Genomic DNA, 23,697 nt, shown 5'->3' with positions numbered 1-23,697 from the left:
AATGGCCGCCTTCGTTATTCTCTCCCTGGAGTGACCCATGGATTTTACCGCCGGACTGATGCCGCTTGAGACGGCACTCACCCAGATGCTCGATCGTATTTCTCCGCTTACAGAGCAGGAAACCTTACCGCTGCTGCGCTGTTTTGGCCGCGTGACCGCCGCCGACATCATCTCTCCCCTGAACGTGCCGGGCTTTGATAACTCAGCGATGGATGGCTACGCCGTGCGTCTGGCGGATCTGGCGGCAGGTACCGCGCTGCCGGTGGCGGGAAAAGCCTTTGCCGGTCAGCCTTTCCAGGGTGAATGGCCTGCCGGAAGCTGCGTGCGCATTATGACCGGCGCGCCGGTGCCGCCAGGCTGCGATGCGGTGGTGATGCAGGAGGAGACCGAACAGACCGACGATGGCGTGCGTTTTACCGCCAGCGTTAAGCCGGGACAAAATATCCGCCGCAGCGGGGAAGATATTGCCCTCGGCGCGACCGTCTTCCCGGCGGGGACAAAACTGACCGTCGCCGAACTGCCGGTGCTGGCCTCGCTGGGCATTGCGGAGATCGCCGTGGTGCGCCAGGTGCGCGTGGCGCTCTTCTCCACCGGCGACGAGCTTCAGCTGCCGGGCCAGCCGCTGGCCGAGGGGCAGATCTACGACACCAACCGGCTGGCGGTGCACCTGATGCTGGAGCAGCTCGGCTGCGAGGTGATCAACCTCGGCATTATTCCTGACGATCCGCAAAAACTGCGCGAAGCCTTTATCGAAGCGGATCGTGTGGCCGACGTGGTCCTGAGCTCCGGCGGCGTCTCGGTGGGCGAAGCGGACTATACCAAAACGATCCTCGATGAACTGGGTGAGATCGGCTTCTGGAAGCTGGCCATCAAGCCCGGCAAGCCTTTTGCCTTCGGCAAACTGCCGGATAGCTGGTTCTGCGGCCTGCCAGGGAACCCGGTCTCTGCGGCGCTCACCTTCTACCAGCTGGTGCAGCCATTGCTGGCGAAGCTCTCCGGCAACCGGGCACACAGCCTGCCTGCCCGCCAGCGCGTGCGCGCCGCCACCCGGCTGAAAAAATCGCCGGGCCGTCTCGACTTCCAGCGCGGCATTCTGGCGCGTAACGCCGACGGCGAGCTGGAGGTGAGCACCACCGGCCATCAGGGCTCGCATATCTTCAGCTCCTTCAGTCAGGGGAACTGCTTTATCGTGCTCGAGCGCGAGCGCGGTAACGTGGAAGCGGGTGAGTGGGTGGAAGTCGAGCCGTTTAACGCCCTGTTTGGAGGCTGACCATGACGGTGGAGCTGAGCGACAACGAGATGCTGCGCTACAATCGCCAGATTGTGCTGCGCGGTTTTGATTTCGACGGCCAGGAAGCGTTAAAAGCCGCGAATGTGCTGGTAGTCGGCCTCGGCGGATTAGGCTGCGCCGCGACGCAGTATCTGGCGGCGGCCGGTGTCGGGCGCATGACGCTGCTCGATTTCGACACCGTGTCGCTCTCCAACCTGCAACGCCAGACCCTGCACAGCGATGCGACACTGGGCGAGCCGAAAGTGGTCTCGGCCCAGGCATCGCTTTCGCGCATCAACCCCAACGTGCAGTTTACGCTGCTCAACGCCCTGCTTGACGACGCCGCGCTGTCTGACCAGATAGCCCAACACGATCTGGTGCTCGACTGCACCGACAACGTCACCATTCGTAACCAGCTTAACGCCAGCTGTTTCAGCCATAAAACACCCCTGGTCTCCGGGGCGGCTATCCGCATGGAAGGCCAGGTGAGCGTCTTTACGTACGCGGAGGGCGAGCCTTGCTACCGCTGCCTGAGCCGTCTGTTTGGCGAAAACGCCCTGACCTGCGTTGAGGCGGGAGTGATGGCGCCGCTGGTGGGGGTGATCGGTTCGATGCAGGCGATGGAGGCGATTAAGGTGCTGACCCGTTACGGCACGCCCGCGGCGGGGAAAATCGTGATGTACGACGCGATGACCTGCCAGTTCCGCGAGATGAAGCTGATGCGCAATCCGGGATGTGAGGTGTGCGGGGGGTAAAAACATGCCGGGTGGCGGCTTCGCCTTACCCGGCCTACAAAAACCTCGAACCGTAGGCCGGGCAAGCGTTAGCGCCGCCCGGCAATAAGGTCAGATCGACTTCCGTCCAAAGGCGTTCTGCCAGTCCTGCTCGAATTTCGCAATCGCGGCGTCCACCGCCGGAGAGGTGATTAGCTGCTGCGCCACGTCCAGCGGCAGGGTGATGGATTCACAGCCCGCCAGCAGGCAGTCCAGCGCCTGACGCGGGGTTTTGAAGCTCGCGGCCAGCACTTTGGCGTGCGGCGCGTGGAGCGTCAGCAGCTGTTGCAGCTCCGCCACCGTCTGAATGCCATCCCCGCCCTGCGCATCCACGCGATTGACGTAGGGCGCGACATACTCCGCCCCCGCCAGCGCCGCCATCAGCCCCTGCGCCGCGCTGTAGACCGCCGTACCGAGCGTTGGCACGCCCTGCGCTTTCAGCATCTTAATGGCCGCCAGCCCTTCCGCCGTCACTGGCACTTTGACCACCAGATCGGCCACGATACCGCGCAGCTTCAGCGCATCTTCCACCATCCCTTCCGCGGTGGTCGCCATCACCTGAGCAAACAGACGACCCTGGCCGCCCATCGCCTCCTGCAGCTGCGGTAGCAAGACTTCCAGCGGCATTTTGCCCGCGGTAACAATGCTTGGGTTAGTGGTGACGCCTGCCAGCGGAAAGACGCGGGCCAGTTTTTTAACAGTAATGACGTCGGATGTGTCGAGATACAGTTCCATGATGGGGTCCTCAAAAATGACTATGCCGTAACCCTACCACGGCAAAACCTGCCTCAGAGTTGATTTGCGTCAAGATAACTTTCATTCGAAAGTAATTTAATCTTCATACGCAACAAGAGGCGACATTATGATCTTCAACATTCAGCGTTATTCGACACACGACGGCCCCGGTATTCGTACCGTGGTCTTTATGAAAGGCTGCTCCCTGGGCTGCCGCTGGTGTCAGAACCCGGAAAGCCGCGAACGCTCGCGGGATCTGCTGTTCGACGCTCGCCTGTGCCTGGAGGGGTGCAACCTCTGCCAGCAGGCGGCGCCCGCGGTCATCCACCGCACGCTGAATGGCCTGGTGATCCACCGAGAAAAACTCGACGATACCCACCTGGATGCCCTCACCCACTGCTGCCCGACCCAGGCCCTGACCGTCTGCGGCGAAGAGAAGCAGGTGGAGGAGATTATGGCGACCGTCCTGCGGGATAAGCCGTTCTACGATCGCAGCGGCGGCGGCGTTACCCTCTCCGGGGGCGAACCTTTTATGAACCCGACGCTGGCCCGCGCCCTCTTCCAGGCCAGCCACGACGCGGGCATTCATACCGCCGTGGAAACCTGTCTGCATGTGCCGTGGCACTATATCGAACCGTCGTTACCGTACATCGATCTGTTTCTCGCCGACCTGAAACATGTCGACGGCGCGGTCTTTAAGCAGTGGACCGACGGCTCGGCGAAACGGGTGCTGGATAACCTCAGACGCCTCGCCGCCGCCGGGAAAACCCTCACCATTCGCGTGCCGCTGATCCAGGGCTTTAACGCCGATGAAGCGTCGATTACCGCCATTACCAATTTTGCCGCGGATGAACTGAACGTCCGTGACATCCATTTTTTACCGTATCACACGCTGGGCATGAACAAATACACCCTGCTCGGCCAACCCTACTCCGCCCCTGATAAACCGCTCGATAATCCTGCATTACTGGACTTTGCCCGGCAGTACGCCGCCCAGAAAGGGTTAACCGCGACCTTACGAGGATAATGTTATGACACAGCTGAATCTTACTACCCTGAGCGATCGCATTAAGGCGCATAAAACTGCCCTGGTCCATATTGTTAAGCCGCCGGTCTGTACCGAACGTGCGCAGCACTATACCGAAATGTACCAGCAGCATATGGACAAGCCGATCCCGGTCCGCCGCGCGCTGGCCCTGGCGCATCACCTGGCGCAGCGCACTATCTGGATCAAACATGACGAACTGATTATTGGTAACCAGGCAAGTGAAGTGCGCGCCGCGCCGATCTTCCCGGAATACACCGTCTCGTGGATTGAAAAAGAGATCGACGATCTCGCCGACCGTCCGGGCGCGGGCTTTGCGGTAAGCGAAGAGAACAAACGCGTTCTGCATGAACTCTGCCCGTGGTGGCGTGGCCAGACGGTGCAGGATCGCTGCTACGGTATGTTCACCGATGAGCAAAAAGGGCTGCTGGAAACCGGGATTATTAAAGCCGAAGGCAACATGACCTCCGGCGACGCCCACCTGGCGGTGAACTTCCCGCTGCTGCTGGAAAAGGGGCTCGACGGCCTGCGCCACAAGGTGGCCGAGCGCCGCTCCCGCATCAACCTGACGGTGCTGGAAGATCTGCACGGTGAACAGTTCCTGAAAGCGATCGATATCGTGCTGGAAGCGGTAAGTATGCATATCGAACGCTTTGCCGACCTGGCGCGTGAGATGGCCGCCAGCGAAACCCGCGAAAGCCGCCGCGACGAGCTGCTGGCCATGGCGGAAAACTGCGATGTGATCGCCCACGAACCGCCAAAAACCTTCTGGCAGGCACTGCAGCTGTGCTACTTCATCCAGCTGATCCTACAGATTGAGTCCAACGGCCACTCCGTCTCCTTTGCCCGGATGGACCAGTATCTCTACCCGTACTACCGCCGCGACGTGGAGCTGAACCAGTCTCTGGATCGTGAACACGCCATCGAACTGCTGCACAGCTGCTGGCTGAAGCTGCTGGAAGTGAACAAGATCCGCTCCGGCTCGCACTCCAAAGCCTCTGCCGGTAGCCCGCTGTACCAGAACGTCACCATCGGCGGTCAAAAACTGGTGAACGGTGTGGCGATGGATGCGGTGAACCCGCTCTCTTACGCGATTCTGGAATCCTGCGGTCGTCTGCGCTCCACCCAGCCGAACCTGAGCGTGCGCTACCACGCGGGCATGAGCAACGACTTCCTCGACGCCTGCGTGCAGGTGATCCGCTGTGGCTTCGGGATGCCAGCCTTCAACAACGATGAGATTGTGATCCCGGAATTTATCAAGCTCGGGGTAGAGAAAGAGGACGCCTACGACTATGCGGCCATCGGCTGTATCGAAACCGCAGTAGGCGGCAAGTGGGGCTATCGCTGCACCGGCATGAGCTTCATTAACTTCGCCCGCGTGATGCTGGCGGCGATGGAAGGCGGCCGCGACGCCACCAGCGGTAAAGTATTCCTGCCGCAGGAAAAAGCGCTCTCGGCGGGCAACTTCAACAACTTCGACGAAGTGATGGCCGCCTGGGATAGCCAGATCCGCTATTACACCCGCAAGTCCATCGAAATCGAGTACGTGGTGGACACCATGCTGGAAGAGAACGTCCACGACATTCTCTGCTCGGCGCTGGTGGATGACTGCATTGAGCGCGCGAAGAGCATCAAACAGGGCGGCGCGAAGTACGACTGGGTATCCGGCCTGCAGGTAGGCATCGCCAACCTCGGCAACAGCCTGGCGGCAGTGAAGAAGCTGGTCTTTGAACAGGGGGCGATTGGTCAGCAGCAGCTGGCGGCGGCCCTTGCGGATGACTACGAGGGGCTGACCCACGAGCAGCTGCGCCAGCGTCTGATCAACGGCGCGCCGAAGTACGGTAACGACGACGACAGCGTGGATCTGCTGCTGACCCGTGCCTACCAGACCTATATCGAAGAGCTGAAGCAGTATCATAACCCGCGCTACGGTCGCGGCCCAATTGGCGGCAAATATTACGCCGGCACCTCGTCCATCTCCGCCAACGTACCGTTTGGCGCGGCAACCATGGCGACCCCGGACGGGCGTAAAGCGCATACTCCTCTGGCGGAAGGGGCCAGCCCGGCCTCCGGTACGGACCACCTGGGCCCAACCGCGGTTATCGGCTCCGTGGGCAAACTGCCGACCGAGGCGATTCTGGGCGGCGTGCTGCTGAACCAGAAGCTCAACCCGGCGACGCTGGATAACGACAGCGACCGCCAGAAGCTGATGGTGCTGCTGCGTACCTTCTTCGAGGTGCATAAAGGCTGGCATATCCAGTACAACATTGTGTCGCGCGAAACGCTGCTGGAAGCGAAGAAACACCCGGATCAGTATCGTGACCTGGTGGTGCGCGTGGCGGGTTACTCGGCGTTCTTCACCGCCCTGTCGCCGGATGCGCAGGACGATATTATTGCGCGTACTGAGCACACGCTGTAAACAAACGCCCGGTGGCGCTACGCTTACCGGGCCTACAATTCCCCTCGTAGGCCGGGTAAGCGTCAGCGCCACCCGGCTTTTCACTTTCATTCGAAATTAAATTTGTGGTTTTGGTCACATTGTTATTAGAATGTTGCTGGTCGCAGTAACATCCAGGAGCGCAATGTATGACCGTTAAAGTTATCGTCACCGACATGGACGGGACTTTTCTTGATGACGCCAAGCAGTACGATCGTGACCGCTTTCAGGCGCAGTTCCAGCAACTTCAGGCCCGCAATATCGAGTTCGTTGTCGCCAGCGGCAACCAGTATTACCAGCTCATCTCCTTCTTCCCGGAGCTGAAATCGCAGATCTCCTTCGTGGCGGAGAACGGCGCGCTGGTGTTCGATCACGGTGAGCAGATTTTCCACGGCGAACTGACGAAACATGAGTCGCAGATTGTCATTGGCGAACTGCTGAAAGATAGCGCCCTGAACTTTGTCGCCTGCGGTCTGGAGAGTGCTTACGTCAGCGACAAGGCACCCGACGCCTTCGTCGACCTGATGTCAAAACATTATCACCGCTTACAGCGCATCAGCGACTATCGCGACATCGACGACGTGCTGTTCAAGTTCTCGTTGAACCTGCCGGACAGCGATATCCCGAACCTGATTGATGCCCTGCATGTCTCCCTTGACGGCATCATGAAGCCGGTGACCAGCGGGTTTGGCTTTGTCGATCTGATCATTCCCGGCCTGCATAAAGCCAACGGCATCAGCCGCCTGCTGAAACGCTGGCACATCTCCCCGCAGGCGTGCGTGGCCATTGGCGACAGCGGTAATGACGCCGAAATGCTGAAATTTGCCCACTACTCCTTCGCCATGGGTAACGCGGGCGAAAATATCAAAGCCATCACCCGCTATCAGACCGAGGACAACAACCACCAGGGCGCGCTGAACGTGATTCAGGCCGTCCTCGATAACACCCCGCCTTTTAGCAACTGATTTTCTCGCCGGAGCCTCCTCCGGCGAACCTTTCTCTTTCTCTCCGGGTTGTGCACTTCATCAAGTTATTTAACTTGCATTAACTTATTTTTAACCTAAAGTATCACTTGTAATTACTTTTACTTTCGAATGAAAGATAGCGAGGCTGTTATGACCTTAACGTTTACCAGTGAAACTTTGCCCGCTGACCATAAAGCGGCCATTCGCCAGATGAAACGCGAGCTGCGGGCGCAGATTGGCGACGTGCAGGGCGTGTTTGATCGCCTGAGCGATAAAATTGCCAGCCGCGTGGCAGAAATTAATGCCCTGAAAAGCAAAGGCGATCCTGTCTGGCCGGTGATCCCCTTTGCGGACGTGCAGAGCGGTAATATCAGTCCGGCGCAGCGCGAGGCGGTGAAACGCCGGGGCTGTGCGGTGATTAAAGGTCATTTCCCGCGTGAGCAGGCGCTGGCGTGGGATAACGCGATGCTCGACTATCTGGATCTCAACCGTTTTGATGAGATCTATAAAGGCCCGGGGGATAACTTCTTTGGCACCCTCACCGCCTCCCGCCCGGAGATCTACCCGATCTACTGGTCGCACGCCCAGATGGAAGCCCGTCAGAGCGAAGAGATGGCCCAGGTGCAGTCGTTCCTGAACCGTTTATGGACTTTTGAGAGCAACGGCAAGCAGTGGTTCAACCCGGACGTGAGCGTGATCTACCCGGACCGCATTCGTCGTCGTCCGCCGGGAACCACCTCAAAGGGTCTTGGGGCGCACACTGACTCCGGCGCGCTGGAGCGCTGGCTGCTTCCGGCTTACCAGCAGGTCTTCGCCCGGGTGTTTGATGGCAATATCGAGCAGTACGATCCGTGGGATGCCGCCCACCGCACCGAAGTGGAAGAGTACACCGTGGACAACACCACCAAATGCTCGGTGTTCCGCACCTTCCAGGGCTGGACGGCGCTCTCAGATATGATCCCGGATCAGGGGCTGCTGCACGTGGTGCCGATCCCGGAAGCGATGGCGTACATTCTGCTGCGTCCGCTGCTGGATGATGTGCCGGAAGATGAACTCTGCGGCGTGGCGCCAGGTCGCGTGCTGCCGATCTCCGAGAAGTGGCATCCGCTGTTAATGGAAGCGTTGACCAGCATTCCGGCTCTGGAAGCAGGTGACTCCGTGTGGTGGCACTGCGATGTGATCCACTCGGTGGCCCCGGTCGAGAACCAGCAGGGCTGGGGCAACGTGATGTACATTCCGGCAGCGCCGATGTGCGAGAAAAACCTCGCCTACGCGAAGAAGGTGAAAGCGGCGCTGGAAACCGGGGCTTCCCCGGGCGATTTCCCGCGTGAAGATTATGAAGCGACATGGCAGTCACGCTTCACCGTTGATGATCTGAACATTCACGGCAAGCGCGCACTTGGCATGGCCTAACCCCTTTACGGCGGCGCGTCCAGTATGGGCGTCGCCGCCCCGCTTAATCTCCCCCCGGTAATTTTGTGACCGCGCTCCGGTTACGTTAAAAATCATTTTTCTTAACGCAAACAACAGGTCATGATGTCTCCCCGGATAACGGTTACAAAGTGTGTGCCGCTTTTATCCCGCTTTTTGCACGAAACTGCCTGATTTCCGCCCGCCGCCGGTTCTCCCTTCTTTTAAGTTGTCATACCAATTTTCCGATAGCTATATGACAGGTGAAATCGCGCCATAATTGGTATACCAATTATATAAACGCATTGATATCGTATTTAAAAACTAGAAGTTAAAAAAAATGCGGGGGAAAGTATGCAGACAGGGGGAAAGCAGACCCTCCCCGGACGGGAAGGGTCAGAAACGGATGATTAGCCGTCGATACCTTTGCTGCGCAGGTAGTCTTCGTAGTTACCGCTGAAGTCCACCACGCGCTCCGGCGTAATCTCAATCACGCGGGTCGCCAGCGAGCTGACGAACTCACGGTCGTGGGAGACGAAGATCAGGGTACCCTGATACATCTCCAGCGCCATGTTCAGCGATTCGATCGATTCCATATCCAGGTGGTTGGTCGGTTCGTCCATTACCAGAATGTTCGGTTTCTGCATCATCAGCTTGCCGAACAGCATACGGCCCTTCTCACCCCCGGAGAGTACCTTCGCCGGTTTTTTGATGTCGTCCTGGCTGAAGAGCAGACGGCCCAGGAAGCTGCGCACTACCTGCTCATCGTCGCCTTCTGATTTCCACTGGCTCATCCATTCGAAAACGGTCAGGTCGTTTTCAAACTCATACTCGTGATCCTGCGCGTAATAGCCGATAGAGGCATTTTCGGACCACTTCACGGTGCCGCTGTCCGGCTGCAGTTCGCCCACCAGGGTTTTCAGCATGGTGGATTTACCCACGCCGTTGGCACCGATAATCGCGATCTTCTCCCCCACTTCCAGCAGCAGGTTGAAGTTTTTAAACAGTGGCCCCTCTTCAAAGCCCTTGGTGAGAGCTTCCACTTCCAGCGCGTTACGGAACAGTTTCTTATCCTGCTCGAAGCGGATGAACGGGTTCTGACGGCTGGAGGCTTTAACCTCTTCCAGCTTGATCTTGTCAATCTGACGGGCGCGGGAGGTGGCCTGACGGGATTTAGAGGCGTTGGCGCTAAAGCGGCTGACGAAGGATTGCAGGTCGGCAATCTGCGCCTTTTTCTTGGCGTTGTCGGCCAGCAGACGCTCACGCGCCTGGGTCGCGGCGGTCATATACTCGTCGTAGTTGCCCGGATAAACGCGCAGCTCGCCGTAGTCGAGATCGGCCATGTGGGTGCAGACCATGTTCAGGAAGTGACGGTCGTGCGAGATGATGATCATGGTGCTGTTACGCTCGTTCAGCGTCTGCTCCAGCCAGCGAATGGTGTCGATGTCCAGGTTGTTCGTCGGTTCGTCGAGCAGCAGGATATCCGGGTTGGAGAAGAGCGCCTGCGCCAGCAGAACACGCAGCTTCCAGCCTGGCGCGACTTCACTCATCGGGCCGTAATGCTGTTCAACCGGAATACCGACGCCGAGCAGCAGCTCACCGGCGCGGGCTTCGGCGGAGTAGCCGTCCATTTCGCCGTACTGGGTTTCGAGATCGGCCACTTTATAGCCATCTTCTTCGCTCATTTCGGCAAGGCCGTAGATGCGATCGCGCTCCTGCTTCACTTCCCACAGCTCAACGTGACCCATGATCACCGTATCAAGCACGGTGAACGCTTCAAAGGCGAACTGATCCTGACGCAGCTTACCGATGCGCTCGTTCGGATCGAGAGAAACGTTGCCCAGGGTCGGCTCTAAATCGCCGCCGAGGATCTTCATGAAGGTGGATTTTCCACTACCGTTGGCACCAATCAGGCCGTAACGGTTGCCGCCGCCAAACTTGACGGAAATGTTTTCAAACAGCGGCTTACTGCCAAACTGCATAGTGACGTTGCTGGTAACTAACACGGGAGATTCCTGCGAGAAGTGTGATAAACCCGGCATTATGCCACAATTCCGAAATGAGATCCCGCTTAACAACGTAGCGCTACACTTTAACAGAATTGAAAAAAGTGTGATTTAGTACACATCCGAATTCCATGCGGGTGGGAATGCACATATAATGCGCTCCCTAAACCGTTCTGACTTTTAAACAACCTGCCAACGTGGCACAGATACCTCGCACAACATGAATATGAAATTAACTTCGCTTTTTGCGGCGGCGTTTGCCGTAGTAGGGTTTTGCAAGACCGCTTCTGCTGTCACCTATCCACTGCCAACCGACGGTAGCCGTCTGGTCGGTCAGAACCAGGTTGTGACCATTGAAGAAGGCAACAGCCAGCCGCTGGAATATTTCGCAGCAGAATATCAGCTTGGCCTCTCCAACATGATGGAAGCTAACCCGGGCGTCGATCCGTACCTGCCGAAAGGCGGCACCGTGCTGAACATTCCTCAGCAGCTGATCCTGCCGGATACCGTACATGAAGGTATCATCATCAACAGCGCCGAAATGCGTCTGTACTACTACCCGAAAGGCACCAACACCGTAATCGTGCTGCCAATCGGTATCGGCCAGCTGGGTAAAGATACCCCGATGAACTGGACCACCAAAGTTGAGCGTAAGAAAGCGGGCCCAACCTGGACCCCAACCGCGAAGATGCACGCTGAATACATCGCCGCGGGCGAGCCGCTGCCAGCCGTTGTGCCTGCGGGCCCGGATAACCCAATGGGTCTGTACGCGCTCTACATTGGCCGCCTGTATGCGATTCACGGCACCAATGCCAACTTCGGTATCGGCCTGCGCGTGAGCCACGGTTGTGTGCGTCTGCGTAACGACGACATCAAATTCCTGTTCGAAAACGTACCGGTGGGTACTCGCGTACAGTTCATCAACGAGCCTGTAAAAGCGACCACCGAGCCGGATGGCAGCCGTTACCTCGAAGTGCATAACCCGCTCTCTACCAGCGAAGAGCAGATCGACAATAACGTGACTGTGCCAATTACCCTGACCAGCAATGTGCAGGCGGTGACCGGTCAGCAGGATGTGGATGCGACCATCGTTGAGCAAGCGATCAACAACCGTTCCGGTATGCCAGTTCGTCTGAACTGATGGTAGTAGGAACAATTCTGTTGTAACGGTGGAATTGTTCCGTTCACTAAAGCATTTCTGCATTATGTTCACCCCGCTGCGGTGAACGTGTTAAGGGGGCTATCGCCGCCCCCTTAACAATCCCGGCTCCCGGCAAAGAAAATCGCCGCTTCGCGGTACCCTCAGCTTATTCCTTCCGGCTTTCGGGTCGGGCGTGATCCTACATCCATGTAGGTCACGCCCTCTCGGCGCATCCATGCGCCTCGCCCCGGCCTACAGGAAACGCTTCGGCGATTTTCAGCCGGACCTACGCTCCCTCCACCTTCAGAATTTTTTGAATAAATTATTTAAATCCCTATTTCATAGCCTGAATGTGGCACGGGGGTTGAGTTCCCGCTGAAATCGGCGAACCGGAGACCGGCTGACAAGGGCTGGACGCCAGGGATGGCGGCCAGAGGCGAATCGAGACAGACAAAATTGCTGGGAGCAATTTTGAACAACGCTTGCGTTGGCCCCGAAGGGGCGAGTCCCAGGGATGGGACGAGTAATCAAGAGTTGAGCCGACCGCAGGCAGCAGGTCGGGAGGTGAGCGCAGTGCGAAGCACCGATTTCTTGCGGGGCCGCGGGGATTGAAAAGGGGGCCGCGGTGGCCCCCTTTTCCCGTTCACGTGTGCTGGCAACTAATAATCTACCGGTCTCAAAGTGAACGGAACACACTACCGAACTCAACCACTCCCCCTCCCCTACTACCGTTTATTACGCGATAATCACCCCCTCGGCGCATCCCCAAACACAGCATAATCCGGCAGCTGCACCTGCTGATACGGCTCCCAGCCCCCGCCGAGGGCTTTATAAAGCGCCACCAGATCCAGCGCGCTCTGCACCCGGGCCTGATCCCGCTGCTGCTGCGCCTGGGCCAGCTGGCGCTGGGCATCCAGCACGTCGATAAAGGTAGCGATCCCCTGGCGATAGCTACTGCTCGCCAGATCGAAGGCGTTTTGCAGCGCATCGATGGTTTTGCTTAATCCCGCCTCCCGCTTCTGGTCGGTGCGGTAGCTGACCAGTGCATTTTCCACATCCCCCAGCGCGGTAAGCACCGTCTGACGATACTCCAGCACCGCCGCGCCCTGCTGGGCACGGGCAACCTTCACGCTGGAGACCAGCCGTCCGCCCTGGAAGATGGGAATAGAGACCTGCGGCCCGACGCTGTAGAAGTGGCTGCTCCAGTCGGTGAGCCAGCTGGCCTCGCTGTTACGCAGCCCAAACTGGCCGCTGAGGGAGACGCTGGGGAAGAGCTGCGCCACCGACACGCCGATCTGCGCGGTGGCCGCATGCAGATTCGCCTCGGCCTCACGCACGTCCGGACGTCGCCGCGCCAGCGTGGACGGGATCCCGGTGGGGACAATCTCCGGCAGCGCGGGCAGCGGTTTGCTGGCCTGCAACTCGCTGTCCAAGGCTCCCGGCGGTTTGCCAAGCAGGATCGCCAGGCCGTTCATCGCCTGCCGCGCCTGGGCTTCATATTGCGGAAGCTGCGCCTCCAGATTGCCGAGCTGGGCGCGGGCGTTCTCCACGTCCATCTGCGGCGACAGCCCACCGCGCTGGCGGCTGCTGGTCAGCTCCAGCGTCTGCTGCGCGCTCTCGATCTGGGTATTGAGGGTCGCGATGCTACTCTGGGCACCGCGCAGCTGGAGCCAGGCGCGGGCGACTTCCGCCTCCAGCGACACCAGCGCATCGTTACGCTGCTCGATAGCCGCCTGCTGCTGAGCGTTGGCGGCTTCCACCTGACGGCGCACCTTGCCCCACAGATCCAGCTCCCACTGGGCGTCAAAGCTGCCCTGATAGAGGTTAATCGGCTGGGTCAGCGGTCCCAGCGCCCCGCGCAGTTCAGGGTCGACATCATCAAGCTGGTCGTACACGCCGTGGGATTTCAGCTCCCCCTCCAGCCCCAGCTGCTGCCGGGTGGCCTGCAGATTGCCGTTCACCGCCGGGAAGAAGGCACCGCCCGCCTGGTTGATCTGTTCCCTCGCCCCGGCGATGCGCAGCACGGTTTGCTGTAGCGACAGGTTGCCGGCGATGGCACGCTCAATCAGGCTGTCCAGCTGCGGATCGCCAAAGGATTTCCACCAGCGAGGATTGATGGCGGTCGACGCGGTTTGCGATTTCACGCCGCCATCGCCCGGATCGTTCCAGTGCGTCGGGGTTTGCGGCGCGGGCTGCTGGTAGTCGGGCCCCACGGCACAGCCTGCCAGCAGCAGCATTAACATCAGGGGGCTTAAACGTCGAATCATCAGTGTGCTCCTGCACTCCCCTCGCTCTTAACCGGCGAGAGCAACAAACAAAACGGAATCAGTAAGAGGGCCACCACGCTCAGAATGGTGAAGACATCCACGTAGGCCAGGAAACGCGACTGCTCGATCATCGCCTGGTACATGCGCCCGGTGGCGATGCCGGTGGGGTCGCCCACCTGGGTGGTAAAGTTCTGGATCGCCTGGGCCATCTCGCGGATCGTCTGCTGGAACGGCTCGTCAAACGCAGAGGTATGCGTGGCGAGATGCGCGCTGTGGGCCTGGGAGCGCTCGGTGATGGCCGCCGTCGAGAGCGAAATGCCCACCGACCCCGCCACGTTGCGGAACATGGTAAAGAGCGCCGCGGCGTCGGCGTTCAGCCGTCGGGGGATCGAGATAAAGGCGATGGTGGTCAGGGGCACAAACAGGAACCCCAGCCCAATCGACTGGGCGCTGCGGAACAGCACCAGGGTCTCGAAGTCGATATCCGGCGTCAGCGTCCGCGACCAGAAGAAGGCCGTCGCCAGGCAGGCAAAGCCGAAGGCGATGATCCAGCGCGTCTGCACAATCGGCATCAGCTTCAGCACCAGCGGGATGGTCAGCACAATGAGGATCGCGCCGGGCGAGAGCACCAGCCCCGACCAGGTGGCGGTATAGCCCAGGTCCTGCTGCGCCAGCTGCGGGATCACCACCGAACTGCCGTAGAGGATCATCGCCATACCGGCCATCAGCAGGCTGGAGACGGCGAAGTTTTTATCCTTCATGCAGTGCAGATCCACCACCGGCTTTTTGGCATAGAGCAGCCAGTAGATAGCGCCGATAATGCCAATCAGCGTCAGCACCGCGAAGGTACGCGTAAAGTTCGAGTTAAACCAGTCTTCGTCTTCCCCGCGGTCGAGCATCACCTGCAGGCAGCCGAGGCCAAGGGCGATAAGCCCGATGCCCGTCCAGTCGACGGAGAGTTTCTCCTTCGATTTACTCTCCCACGGCGGATCTTCCAGCAGCTGATAGATCGCCAGCACGGTCACTATCCCCACCGGGATGTTGATAAAGAACACCCAGCGCCAGGAGTAGTTATCGGTGATCCAGCCGCCGAGCGTCGGCCCCAGCACCGGGGCGACAATAATGGCGATGGACGACAGGCCAAAGGCCTTACCGCGATCTTCCGGCTTAAAGTAGTCGAGCAGTACCGACTGCTGGGTAGGCTGCAGCCCGCCGCCGAAGAAGCCCTGCAGAATACGGAACAGGATGATCTGCCACAGCTCGGTGGCGATCCCGCACAGGAAGGAGCAGATGGTGAACATCACAATGCAGATCAGGAAGAACTGCTTGCGGCCAAAAAGCCGGCTCAGAAACGCCGAGATGGGCAGCACGATGCCGTTCGCCACCAGATAGCTAGTGAGCACCCAGGTGGATTCGTCATAGCTGGCGGAGAGCGAGCCCGCCACGTGGGGCAGCGCCACGTTCACGATGGTGGTATCGAGGATCTCCATAAACACCGCGAGGGTGACGACGATCGCCACCGCCCACGGGTTGCTGGCGGGCCGCCAGTTTTCATGGCTGTGGTCGGTCATTCCACGGTTACCTTCGGCTCAACCGACAGGCCCAGCGGCAGCGGCTTGTTAGGATCCAGCCCTTTATCAATGACAATTTTCACCGGTACGCGCTGAACGATCTTCACGAAGTTACCGGTGGCGTTTTCCGACGGGAAGGCAGCAAAGCGCGAGCCACTGCCCTGCTGGATAGAGTCGACATGCCCTTCCAGCTCCATATCTGGCCAGGCGTCCACGCTCAGCGTGACCTTATTACCGGGGCGCATCCGCTCCAGCTGGGACTCTTTAAAGTTGGCGACCACCCAGATATCGCTCGAGACCAGGGAGAAGAGCGCGGTGCCCGCCTGCACCAGGGTGCCGGTCTGGACGTTGCGCTTCGTGATGTAGCCATCAAAGGGAGCACGAACTTCGGTGTAAGAGAGGTTCAGCTCGGCGGTCTTCAGCTGGGCACGCGCCTGCTCCACCTGGCGCTCCCGGGCTTCGACGTTGGTCTCCTGCTGACGAATTTGCAGCTGCACCTGGGAGGCCACCTCAAGCTGCGCTTTGGCGCTGGCAAGCTGGGCCTGGGCGCTGCGCAGCTGGGCGTTGGCCGCGTCGATGCTCTGTTGCGTGGTGGCGCGGGGATCGACTCCGCGCTGACGGCGATACTCCGCTTGGGCATTGGCGAGATCGGCCTGGGCTTTGATCACCTGGGCGTTAGCTTCGTCGCGCTGGGCGGGGTATTGCACTTTCGAGAGCGCCAGTTGCGCCTGGGCCTGATGCAATTGGGCCTCGGCCAGACCCAGCTGGGCTTTAGCCTGATCGCGCTGGGCGAGCGTATCCCGGGGATCGATCGTCACCAGCAGATCGCCTTTTTTCACCCGCTGGTTATCCCGCACCCGCAGATCGGTGACGTAGCCAGCGGTTTTCGGGGCAATTGTGACAGCGTCACCTTCGGTGAAGGCATCGTCGGTGGTCTCCTGGTTGCGGGTCATAAACCACCATACCAGCGCCACGATGACCATAACGATCACCACAATACCCAGAATAATCAGCGGCTTTTTGCCGGGGCGTTTACGTTCAGTCTCTTTATTTTCTTTATTATCGGTATCTTCAGAGGTGTGGTTTTCTTCTGCCATAGAACAGCGTCCGTCCTGTTAGTGAGCGGCATCACAATTTATACCGCTCAATAAAGTTAGGACGTTGCTATACATTTGCCAGGAAAAACTGACAAATAGGGCACTATATGAGAAGGAATAATCCGAAACCGACGAACCCGGCCCAGACCAGCATAGGCAGCGACCAGAGATGGAAGCGCCACCAGATCCGACGATCGTTTGCCATCCGCAGAGCGATGAGGTTTGCGAGGGAGCCAGGCAGCAAACCAAAGCCCCCGACATTCACCGCCCAGGCCAGTAGCGCCGTCGGCGGCACATAGTTCAGCAGCAGAATGGTAGAAGGTACGTTGCTGATAAACTGCGACAGCCCGATGGCGGTGAGCCACAGCTCCGGCTGCGACAGATGGGTGACATTCTGCAGCATGCCCTGCAACGCCGGGACCTGAATCAGCAGGTGCACATCGATAAACATCGCCATAAATACCAGCAGCAGCGTCCAGTCCACGCTTATCACCACCCGACGCGCCAGCAGCAGGAAGCCCCCCGCCACCAACAGCACGCCCCATAGCTCCTGTTTCAGATCGAGAGCCACCAGAAAGACCAGATAGAGCGCCAGACAACTCAACGCCAGCCGCGGTTTCGCCTGGGCGATGGCGCTGCCGCTGTGATAGCGCAGCGGCGTTGACGGGAAAGCAAACCAGCACAGCAGCGCCAGGGTTAACATCATCACCAGCGCCAGCGGAGCCATTTGCCAGGTAAAGGCGGCGAACGACAGTCCGGAGCGCCCCCACAGCAGGATGTTTTGCGGGTTACCAATCGGGGTCAACAGCGACCCGGCGTTAACCGCCAGCGCCTCGAAGATGATCATCCGGTTAACCGGGATTTCGCACAGCTTGCGCAGCGTGAGCGTCAGCGGCACCACGATAAACAGCGCCACATCATTGGTCAGGAAGGTCGAGAGCAGCGCGGCAGAGAAGACCATAAACAGCGCCAGGCGCCGCTCGGTAGCGAAACGGCGTACCATCTTGCGCCCGAGCACGTCAAAAAAGCCGCTCTGTTCGACCCCTTTGGTGAGCATCATCAGCCCGGCGAGGGTAATAATGGTGTGCCAGTCGATGGCGGCAGGCCAGCGCTCAGGTGCGAAGGGAACCAGAAAATTGAGCCCAATCCCGACCACCAGCAACAGATGAAAGAAACGATCGCGGGCCAGCGCCCGCAGGCCTGGAAGGGTCATTCTGCGGCGGATCCGTGTTTCAGCGTAAAGGCCAGGAACTGCTGCAACGTCTCTTCGCTGACGTGATGTTCCATTCCTTCGGCATCCCGGCGGGCAATCTCAGGGCTGACGCCCAGTACCAACAGGAAGTTTTCGACAATCTGATGGCGCTCGCGGCTCGCCTGCGCCAGCTTTTCCCCTTCCGGGGTGAGAAAGACGCCGCGCCAGGGGATCATTTCGATCAGGCCCACCGTGGCCAGACGCTTGAGCATTTTTGCCACCGTTGGCTGGGAGACGCCAAGACGCGCCGCCATATCCACCTGACGGGCCTCCCCTACTTCGCGGATCAGATCCGAGATCAGCTCGACATAGTCATCAATCAGCTCGCGGCGATGCGCTTCGCGAACCTGGCGAAAGCCTTCGACATGCTCTTCGACATTGACCAGTTGCGTCATTTTTTTTGTTGTTGGTTTACCTGCACGGCGATTCATTGTGCTTCCTCAATCCGGTGACACATCAAGCGTATCAATGCATAAGCGGCCATTGTAAACCATCGCTACACAAGCACAAAAAATTAACGTAATAGCCATAGCTATACAACATAGCCTGTGCTATATCTGTATGTAATGCAGTCACCCTTCAAGGATCGAAGGGATCAACCCGCAGGAGGTCATATGAACGAATTCAAGAGGTGTATGCGCGTGTTTAGCCACTCTCCCTTTAAGGTACGCTTAATGCTGCTGAATATGATTTGCGACATCATCAACGGCAAGCCAGAGCAGAACAAACCTTCCCACTAAGCGGCGTCGCGGTACGCCGCTTCATTTTTTTGTCATTTATCATCGCTATACTCCCTCGCGGACGGCTATTCCCCGATCTTTTTTACGGAAATGCAGCCCTCTTCGCAAAACACCCCTTTTATATCTGTTGACGTTATACCTCACTGGCTCTATCTTCTTGCAGCCCTGCACTTTTTGCGGCTCGCAGATGCGGACCTCAATCCCCCTTCTACGCATTCTCAGGCAGGTTTTGACCCTTGGCGCCAGGGTGAGCACATGGCGTTTTCGCGATAGTGACCTATGAATTTAACCCTGAAAGAGACGCTCATTACCCGCAGCCGGGCCTTAAGCCCGTGGACCGGATTCTATTTTTTACAGTCGCTGCTGATTAACTTTGCCCTGGGCTACGAATTCAGCCTGCTGTATGCCGTTGCCTTCACCTGTATCCTGCATCTTTTGTGGCTCAGCGCGCCGCGATTACAGAAAGGGGTGGTCGGCGTCTGCTCGCTGGTGGCGGCCATGTATTTCCCTTTTGGTCAGGCCTACGGCGCGCCAAACTTTAATACCCTGCTGGCGATGCACTCTACCAACATGGAAGAGTCGACGGAGATCCTCACCATCTTCCCGTGGTACAGCTATATCGTCGCCCTGTTTATCTTTGCGCTCGGCGTGATTGCCGTGCGCCGTAAGCCGCAACCCAGAAACGCGTGGAGCAAAATCGACAGCCTGTGTCTGGTCTTCAGCGTGGTGGCCTTTTTTGTCGCCCCGGTGCAGAACCTGGCCTGGGGCGGCGTCTTCAAGCTGAAAGATACCGGCTATCCGGTGTTTCGCTTCGTCAAAGATGTGGTGGTGAACAACCAGGAAGTGGTTGAAGAGCAGGCCCGTATGGCCGAACTGTCGCAGATGAAGGACACCTGGAACGTGCTGGGGGTAAAACCGAAGTATCACATCTATATGGTGGTGATCGGTGAAAGCGCCCGCCGCGATGCGCTGGGCGCCTTTGGCGGCCACTGGAATAACACCCCGTTCGCCAGCAAGGTCAACGGCACCCTGTTTACCGATTACATTGCCGCCAGCGGTTCTACCCAGAAGTCGCTGGGGCTGACGCTTAACCGGGTGGTGGACAATAAGCCGCAGTATCAGGATAACTTTGTGACCCTCGCCAACCGCGCGGGCTTCCAGAGCTGGTGGTTCTCCAACCAGGGGCAGATCGGCGAATACGATACCGCCATCGCCAGCATTGCCAAACGGGCTGACGAAGTGCATTTCCTGAAAAGCGGTGATTTCGAGGCGGATAAAAATACCCGGGATGAGGCTTTACTGAAGATGACCGAACAGGTCTTCAGCAGCCATCGCACCCAGCCGCAGCTGATCGTTCTGCACCTGATGGGTTCCCATCCGCAGGCCTGCGATCGCACTCAGGGGAAATATGCCGAGTTCGTGCAGTCGAAAGAGACGTCGTGCTATCTCTACACCATGACCCAGACCGATGACCTGCTCAGCAAGCTCTATGCCCAGCTGCAAAACACCGGCGAGAGTTTCTCGATGGTCTATTTCTCCGATCACGGGCTGGCGTTCAAGGAGCGCGGAAAAGAGGTGCAGTATCTGGCGCACGATGACGCTTATCAGCAGAACTTCCAGGTGCCGTTTATGGTGCTGTCTAGCGATGACAAAGCCCATCGCATCATCAAAGCGCGCCGCTCGGCGAATGATTTCTTAAGTTTCTTCTCGCAGTGGACGGGGATCAGGGCCAAAGAGATCGCGAATAAGTACCGATTCCTGTCGAACGATAAAGCGCCGCCGGTGTATGTGACCAACTTTAAATTACAGAAAGTGGATTACAACCATCTGGGGACGGATCTGTTTGAGACGAAAAACCGGTAGGTTCGTGCGGGCTGATGTTCTTACCCAATCCTTCTCTACATAGCTGGAGTGAGAGAGAACATGCAGCAAAGTTAGTTGTTCCGTTCACTTTACGTTCAGTCTCTCTCTGTATGCCACGTCACCTGTGAACGTGCTAAGGGGGCTCGCCGCCGCCCCCTTAGCAATCCCGGCTCCCGGCAAAGAAAATCGCCGCTTCGCGGTGCCCTCAGCTTATTCCTTCAGGCTTTCGGGTCGGGCACAAGCCTGCATCCATGCAGGCTATGCCCTCTCGGCGCGTCCCTGCGCCTCGCCCCGGCCTTCCGGAAACGCTTCGGCGATTTTCAGCCGGACCAGGGAGCCGCTGTAAGTTAGGTATTTTTTTAAATTTGATCATTGCTGTAGACGCGAAAATATTACCGGTGGCTCTTCAGTCGATAGGATCAGATAAAAACAAAAAAACCCGCCGAAGCGGGTTTTTATATTGGCTCACCGAAGTGATTAGAAGCGGTAACCTACGCCCGCGATCCAGGTGCCAACGTCAACGTTACGGATGCGGCTCTGCTCATAGGAGAAGTCCAGCGCAACGTTTTCAACTGGGTTGAACTGCATACCTGCGCCATAGGAGAAACCGTAGTCGCTGTTGCTTGCAGTGCGGTTGAAGCCCTGGTTTTCAGTCTGCTGGAATTTACCGTAGCCAACACCCACAACACCGTAGATGCTTGCCCAGTCGTTCAGACGGTAAGCCGGGCCAGCGGTGATGCCGTAGTACTGACCTTTGTTGTACGCGCCGTCTTCAGAACGGTCTTTCTCGGTGTAGGTGAAGGAACCGATAACACCCAGTGGGTTGTTATCCTGCTCGTAGCGATATTTCAGGTTGAAACCGTTGGTTTTGTTCATTACGCCCTGCATATCGCTCTGAGCGTAACCGCCAGTAACGGTGGACGTATCTGCCATTGCGGAACCTGCGGAAACAGCCAGAACGGCCGCCAGTGCTGAAAGACATGCAATTTTTTTCATAACCACCTCAAATGTGCTTCAAGTAAATCCGTAAGTTTTAAATATATCAAAAAAACTTGTGAACTCTTTGTGATTCGTGATGTCTAACGCGGGTTTTCATGTAACTAAACATTTCTACCAGCAGCTATCTTGTTCAAAAAACACCACATTTGTGTTTCATAACGCTAATAGTGCGCGTCAGTCACAATACATTCATCCAGATGATTCCTAATCTGTTACAGAAATCATTCTGCCGTATGAGGCCATTTTACGGATTTGTGACGACTTTTTTTCAACAAAGTCTCAACCGCCCGGCGTTATTTCCTTTACACTCCTCCTCTTTACTTCCTTTGACACAAACTGACAGGAGAAAGGATGCCTGGGTTGTCTCGCAGGGCGCCGGTCTGGTTGCCCGTAATCGTCATTCTTATTGCCATGCTCTCCATACAGAGCGGCGCTTCGCTGGCAAAATCGCTCTTTCCGGTAGTGGGTGCCCCTGGCGTGACGGCGCTGCGTATTGCGCTCGGTACCCTGATCCTGGTTGTGATTTTTAAACCCTGGCGGTTGCGCTTTCAGAAGGAGCAGCGCCTGCCCCTGCTCTTTTACGGACTGTCGCTGGGGGCGATGAACTACCTCTTTTACCTGTCGATTCAGACGGTGCCGCTGGGGATCGCCGTGGCGCTGGAGTTCACCGGCCCGCTGGCGGTAGCCCTGTTCTCCTCCCGACGTCCGGTGGACTTTATCTGGGTGGTGCTGGCGGTGCTCGGGCTATGGTTTCTTCTGCCGCTGGGCCAGGACGTCTCGCACGTTGATCTCACCGGCGCAGCGCTGGCGCTGGGGGCAGGTGCCTGCTGGGCCATCTATATTCTGACCGGACAGCGCGCCGGCGAAGAGCACGGCCCCGCCACGGTCGCCCTCGGGTCGCTTATCGCCGCCATAGTTTTCGTTCCTCTGGGGATGGTCCAGGCCACAGAATCGATCTGGCAGTGGTCAATTCTGCCGGTGGGGCTGGCGGTGGCGGTGCTCTCCACCGCGCTCCCCTACTCGCTGGAGATGATTGCCCTCACGCGTCTGCCGACGCGAATTTTCGGTACCCTGATGAGTATGGAACCGGCGCTGGCGGCGATATCCGGAATGATATTCCTCGGCGAAACCCTGACCTTCACCCAGACGCTGGCGCTCTGCTCGATCATTGCCGCCTCGATGGGTTCGACCCTCACCCTGCGCCGGGAGAGTAAAGTGGAAGAGGTGGATATTCGCTAGCGGGCGTTATTTTGCCGGGGAGCGGTTCCCCGGCAAAATATTCCCATTCGCATTAGCGTCATTATTTTGAAATATTTTCCGCCCCTCCTTCAAAGTCCTTAAAAAATAAGATTAATTTACCCACCGATATAAGTATCCATTTATTTTCAAATAGTTATATATCACAACCAACCTTTTACTATTAAACCGATAGGCAGGACCCGGTCGCGCTATCTATAGCCGGTGCTATACTTAATTCCGAAATAACTTTGGACGCCAACATCAAGAGGAAATGAGATTATGCCTACCGCTAAACTGGTAAAAACAAAAGCACCTAATCTGCTGTATACCCGTAACGATGTGTCAGACAGCGATAAGAAAGCGACGATTGAGCTGCTGAATCGCCAGGTGATCCAGTTCATTGACCTGTCCCTGATTACTAAACAGGCTCACTGGAATATGCGCGGTGCCAACTTTATTGCTGTGCATGAGATGCTGGATGGCTTCCGCACTGCACTGACTACTCACCTGGATACCATGGCTGAACGTGCCGTGCAGCTGGGCGGCGTGGCGCTGGGTACAACCCAGGTGATCAACAGCAAAACCCCGCTGAAGAGCTACCCGCTGGATATCCACAGCGTTCAGGACCACCTGAAAGAGCTGGCGGATCGTTATGCTGTTGTCGCCAACGACGTGCGTAAAGCGATTGGCGAAGTGAAAGACGAAGACACGGCAGATATCCTGACCGCGGCATCCCGCGACCTGGATCAGTTCCTGTGGTTCATCGAGTCTAACATCGAGTAATCCATAGCATTTTGCTATCATACCCTCGCTTCTGGCGGGGGTTTTGCACTTTCATGGTGCAGTCATTTCTCCTCTCCCCGGCCAAACGTAAAGCATTTGTAATA

General features: G+C 57.8%; 19 protein-coding genes. 11 read left to right on the top strand and 8 right to left on the bottom strand.

Going from position 1 to position 23,697, the window contains the following annotated elements; all coding sequences use genetic code 11:
- Window positions 1-37: 37 nt before the first annotated feature.
- Together moeA and moeB are read left to right on the top strand one after the other, a co-directional pair.
- Window positions 38-1,270, top strand: a complete 1,233-nt coding sequence (moeA, locus tag FHC51_RS12515; RefSeq protein ID WP_156238233.1) for a molybdopterin molybdotransferase MoeA — start codon at window positions 38-40, stop codon at window positions 1,268-1,270.
- Between the two features lie 2 nt (window positions 1,271-1,272).
- A complete protein-coding gene (gene moeB, locus FHC51_RS12510) occupies window positions 1,273-2,025 on the top strand; it encodes a molybdopterin-synthase adenylyltransferase MoeB (protein ID WP_220435667.1) in 753 nt (250 codons plus the stop codon).
- Between the two features lie 90 nt (window positions 2,026-2,115).
- Here the strand turns inward: moeB and fsa are convergent, their stop codons facing one another.
- Window positions 2,116-2,778: a fructose-6-phosphate aldolase gene (gene fsa / locus FHC51_RS12505; protein ID WP_220435666.1), complete on the bottom strand. Its 663-nt coding sequence runs from the start codon at window positions 2,776-2,778 to the stop codon at window positions 2,116-2,118.
- 127 nt (window positions 2,779-2,905) lie between these two features.
- Here fsa and FHC51_RS12500 point away from each other — a divergent pair, with 127 nt between their 5' ends.
- The 4 genes from FHC51_RS12500 to FHC51_RS12485 all read left to right on the top strand — a co-directional run bounded on the left by FHC51_RS12500 (window position 2,906) and on the right by FHC51_RS12485 (window position 8,638).
- Window positions 2,906-3,805 (top strand): glycyl-radical enzyme activating protein, encoded by a 900-nt coding sequence (locus tag FHC51_RS12500; protein ID WP_114387603.1) that lies wholly within the window; start codon window positions 2,906-2,908, stop codon window positions 3,803-3,805.
- Between the two features lie 4 nt (window positions 3,806-3,809).
- Window positions 3,810-6,242, top strand: coding sequence for a formate C-acetyltransferase/glycerol dehydratase family glycyl radical enzyme (locus FHC51_RS12495; protein WP_156238227.1), 2,433 nt, complete (start codon window positions 3,810-3,812; stop codon window positions 6,240-6,242).
- A gap of 167 nt (window positions 6,243-6,409) precedes the next feature.
- Window positions 6,410-7,225, top strand: coding sequence for a Cof-type HAD-IIB family hydrolase (locus FHC51_RS12490; protein WP_220435665.1), 816 nt, complete (start codon window positions 6,410-6,412; stop codon window positions 7,223-7,225).
- Window positions 7,226-7,375: 150 nt separating this feature from the next.
- Entirely contained in the window at window positions 7,376-8,638 is a 1,263-nt protein-coding gene (locus FHC51_RS12485) for a DUF1479 domain-containing protein (protein ID WP_220435664.1), read from the top strand.
- A gap of 407 nt (window positions 8,639-9,045) precedes the next feature.
- Here the strand turns inward: FHC51_RS12485 and FHC51_RS12480 are convergent, their stop codons facing one another.
- The gene (locus tag FHC51_RS12480) at window positions 9,046-10,641 is read right to left on the bottom strand and encodes an ABC-F family ATPase (protein ID WP_103823489.1); all 1,596 of its coding nucleotides are present in this window, start codon (window positions 10,639-10,641) and stop codon (window positions 9,046-9,048) included.
- A 220-nt stretch (window positions 10,642-10,861) separates the two neighbouring features.
- Between FHC51_RS12480 and ldtB the strand changes: the two genes are divergently transcribed.
- Window positions 10,862-11,782, top strand: a complete 921-nt coding sequence (gene ldtB, locus FHC51_RS12475; protein ID WP_103823490.1) for a L,D-transpeptidase — start codon at window positions 10,862-10,864, stop codon at window positions 11,780-11,782.
- Between the two features lie 746 nt (window positions 11,783-12,528).
- On the opposite strand, the gene FHC51_RS12470 is transcribed toward ldtB, so the two are convergent.
- The 5 genes from FHC51_RS12470 to mntR all read right to left on the bottom strand — a co-directional run bounded on the left by FHC51_RS12470 (window position 12,529) and on the right by mntR (window position 18,400).
- A complete protein-coding gene (locus FHC51_RS12470) occupies window positions 12,529-14,052 on the bottom strand; it encodes an efflux transporter outer membrane subunit (RefSeq protein WP_220436687.1) in 1,524 nt (507 codons plus the stop codon).
- Window positions 14,049-15,620, bottom strand: coding sequence for a DHA2 family efflux MFS transporter permease subunit (locus FHC51_RS12465; RefSeq protein ID WP_114315551.1), 1,572 nt, complete (start codon window positions 15,618-15,620; stop codon window positions 14,049-14,051). Before FHC51_RS12465 ends, FHC51_RS12470 begins: the two co-directional genes overlap by 4 nt.
- A complete protein-coding gene (locus tag FHC51_RS12460) occupies window positions 15,617-16,717 on the bottom strand; it encodes an HlyD family secretion protein (RefSeq protein WP_114315552.1) in 1,101 nt (366 codons plus the stop codon). Before FHC51_RS12460 ends, FHC51_RS12465 begins: the two co-directional genes overlap by 4 nt.
- Before the next feature lie 103 nt (window positions 16,718-16,820).
- Window positions 16,821-17,930 (bottom strand): anion transporter, encoded by a 1,110-nt coding sequence (locus tag FHC51_RS12455; RefSeq protein WP_220435663.1) that lies wholly within the window; start codon window positions 17,928-17,930, stop codon window positions 16,821-16,823.
- Window positions 17,927-18,400, bottom strand: a complete 474-nt coding sequence (mntR, locus tag FHC51_RS12450; protein WP_103178799.1) for a manganese-binding transcriptional regulator MntR — start codon at window positions 18,398-18,400, stop codon at window positions 17,927-17,929. The genes FHC51_RS12455 and mntR overlap by 4 nt, the downstream gene beginning before the upstream one ends.
- Window positions 18,401-18,583: 183 nt before the next feature.
- Between mntR and mntS the strand changes: the two genes are divergently transcribed.
- Together mntS and FHC51_RS12440 are read left to right on the top strand one after the other, a co-directional pair.
- Window positions 18,584-18,709 carry a manganase accumulation protein MntS gene (gene mntS, locus FHC51_RS12445; protein ID WP_103178798.1) on the top strand — a complete coding sequence of 42 codons (126 nt, stop codon included), beginning with the start codon at window positions 18,584-18,586 and terminating at the stop codon, window positions 18,707-18,709.
- A gap of 279 nt (window positions 18,710-18,988) precedes the next feature.
- A complete protein-coding gene (locus FHC51_RS12440) occupies window positions 18,989-20,572 on the top strand; it encodes a phosphoethanolamine transferase (protein ID WP_220435662.1) in 1,584 nt (527 codons plus the stop codon).
- 477 nt (window positions 20,573-21,049) lie between these two features.
- On the opposite strand, the gene ompX is transcribed toward FHC51_RS12440, so the two are convergent.
- Window positions 21,050-21,568 (bottom strand): outer membrane protein OmpX, encoded by a 519-nt coding sequence (gene ompX / locus FHC51_RS12435; protein ID WP_114315556.1) that lies wholly within the window; start codon window positions 21,566-21,568, stop codon window positions 21,050-21,052.
- A 354-nt stretch (window positions 21,569-21,922) separates the two neighbouring features.
- On the opposite strand from ompX, the gene rhtA reads away from it, so the two are divergent.
- Together rhtA and dps are read left to right on the top strand one after the other, a co-directional pair.
- Window positions 21,923-22,810, top strand: coding sequence for a threonine/homoserine exporter RhtA (rhtA, locus tag FHC51_RS12430; RefSeq protein ID WP_220435661.1), 888 nt, complete (start codon window positions 21,923-21,925; stop codon window positions 22,808-22,810).
- 279 nt (window positions 22,811-23,089) lie between these two features.
- Window positions 23,090-23,593, top strand: a complete 504-nt coding sequence (dps, locus tag FHC51_RS12425) for a DNA starvation/stationary phase protection protein Dps (protein WP_103178794.1) — start codon at window positions 23,090-23,092, stop codon at window positions 23,591-23,593.
- The last annotated feature ends 104 nt before the right edge of the window (window positions 23,594-23,697 follow it).

It is taken from the genome of Leclercia sp. EC_58 (genome assembly GCF_019584355.1).
Lineage (GTDB): Bacteria > Pseudomonadota > Gammaproteobacteria > Enterobacterales > Enterobacteriaceae > Enterobacter.
The sequence above is the reverse complement of the archived record's forward strand: the minus strand, read 5'-3'. Positions and strand labels throughout refer to the sequence as shown.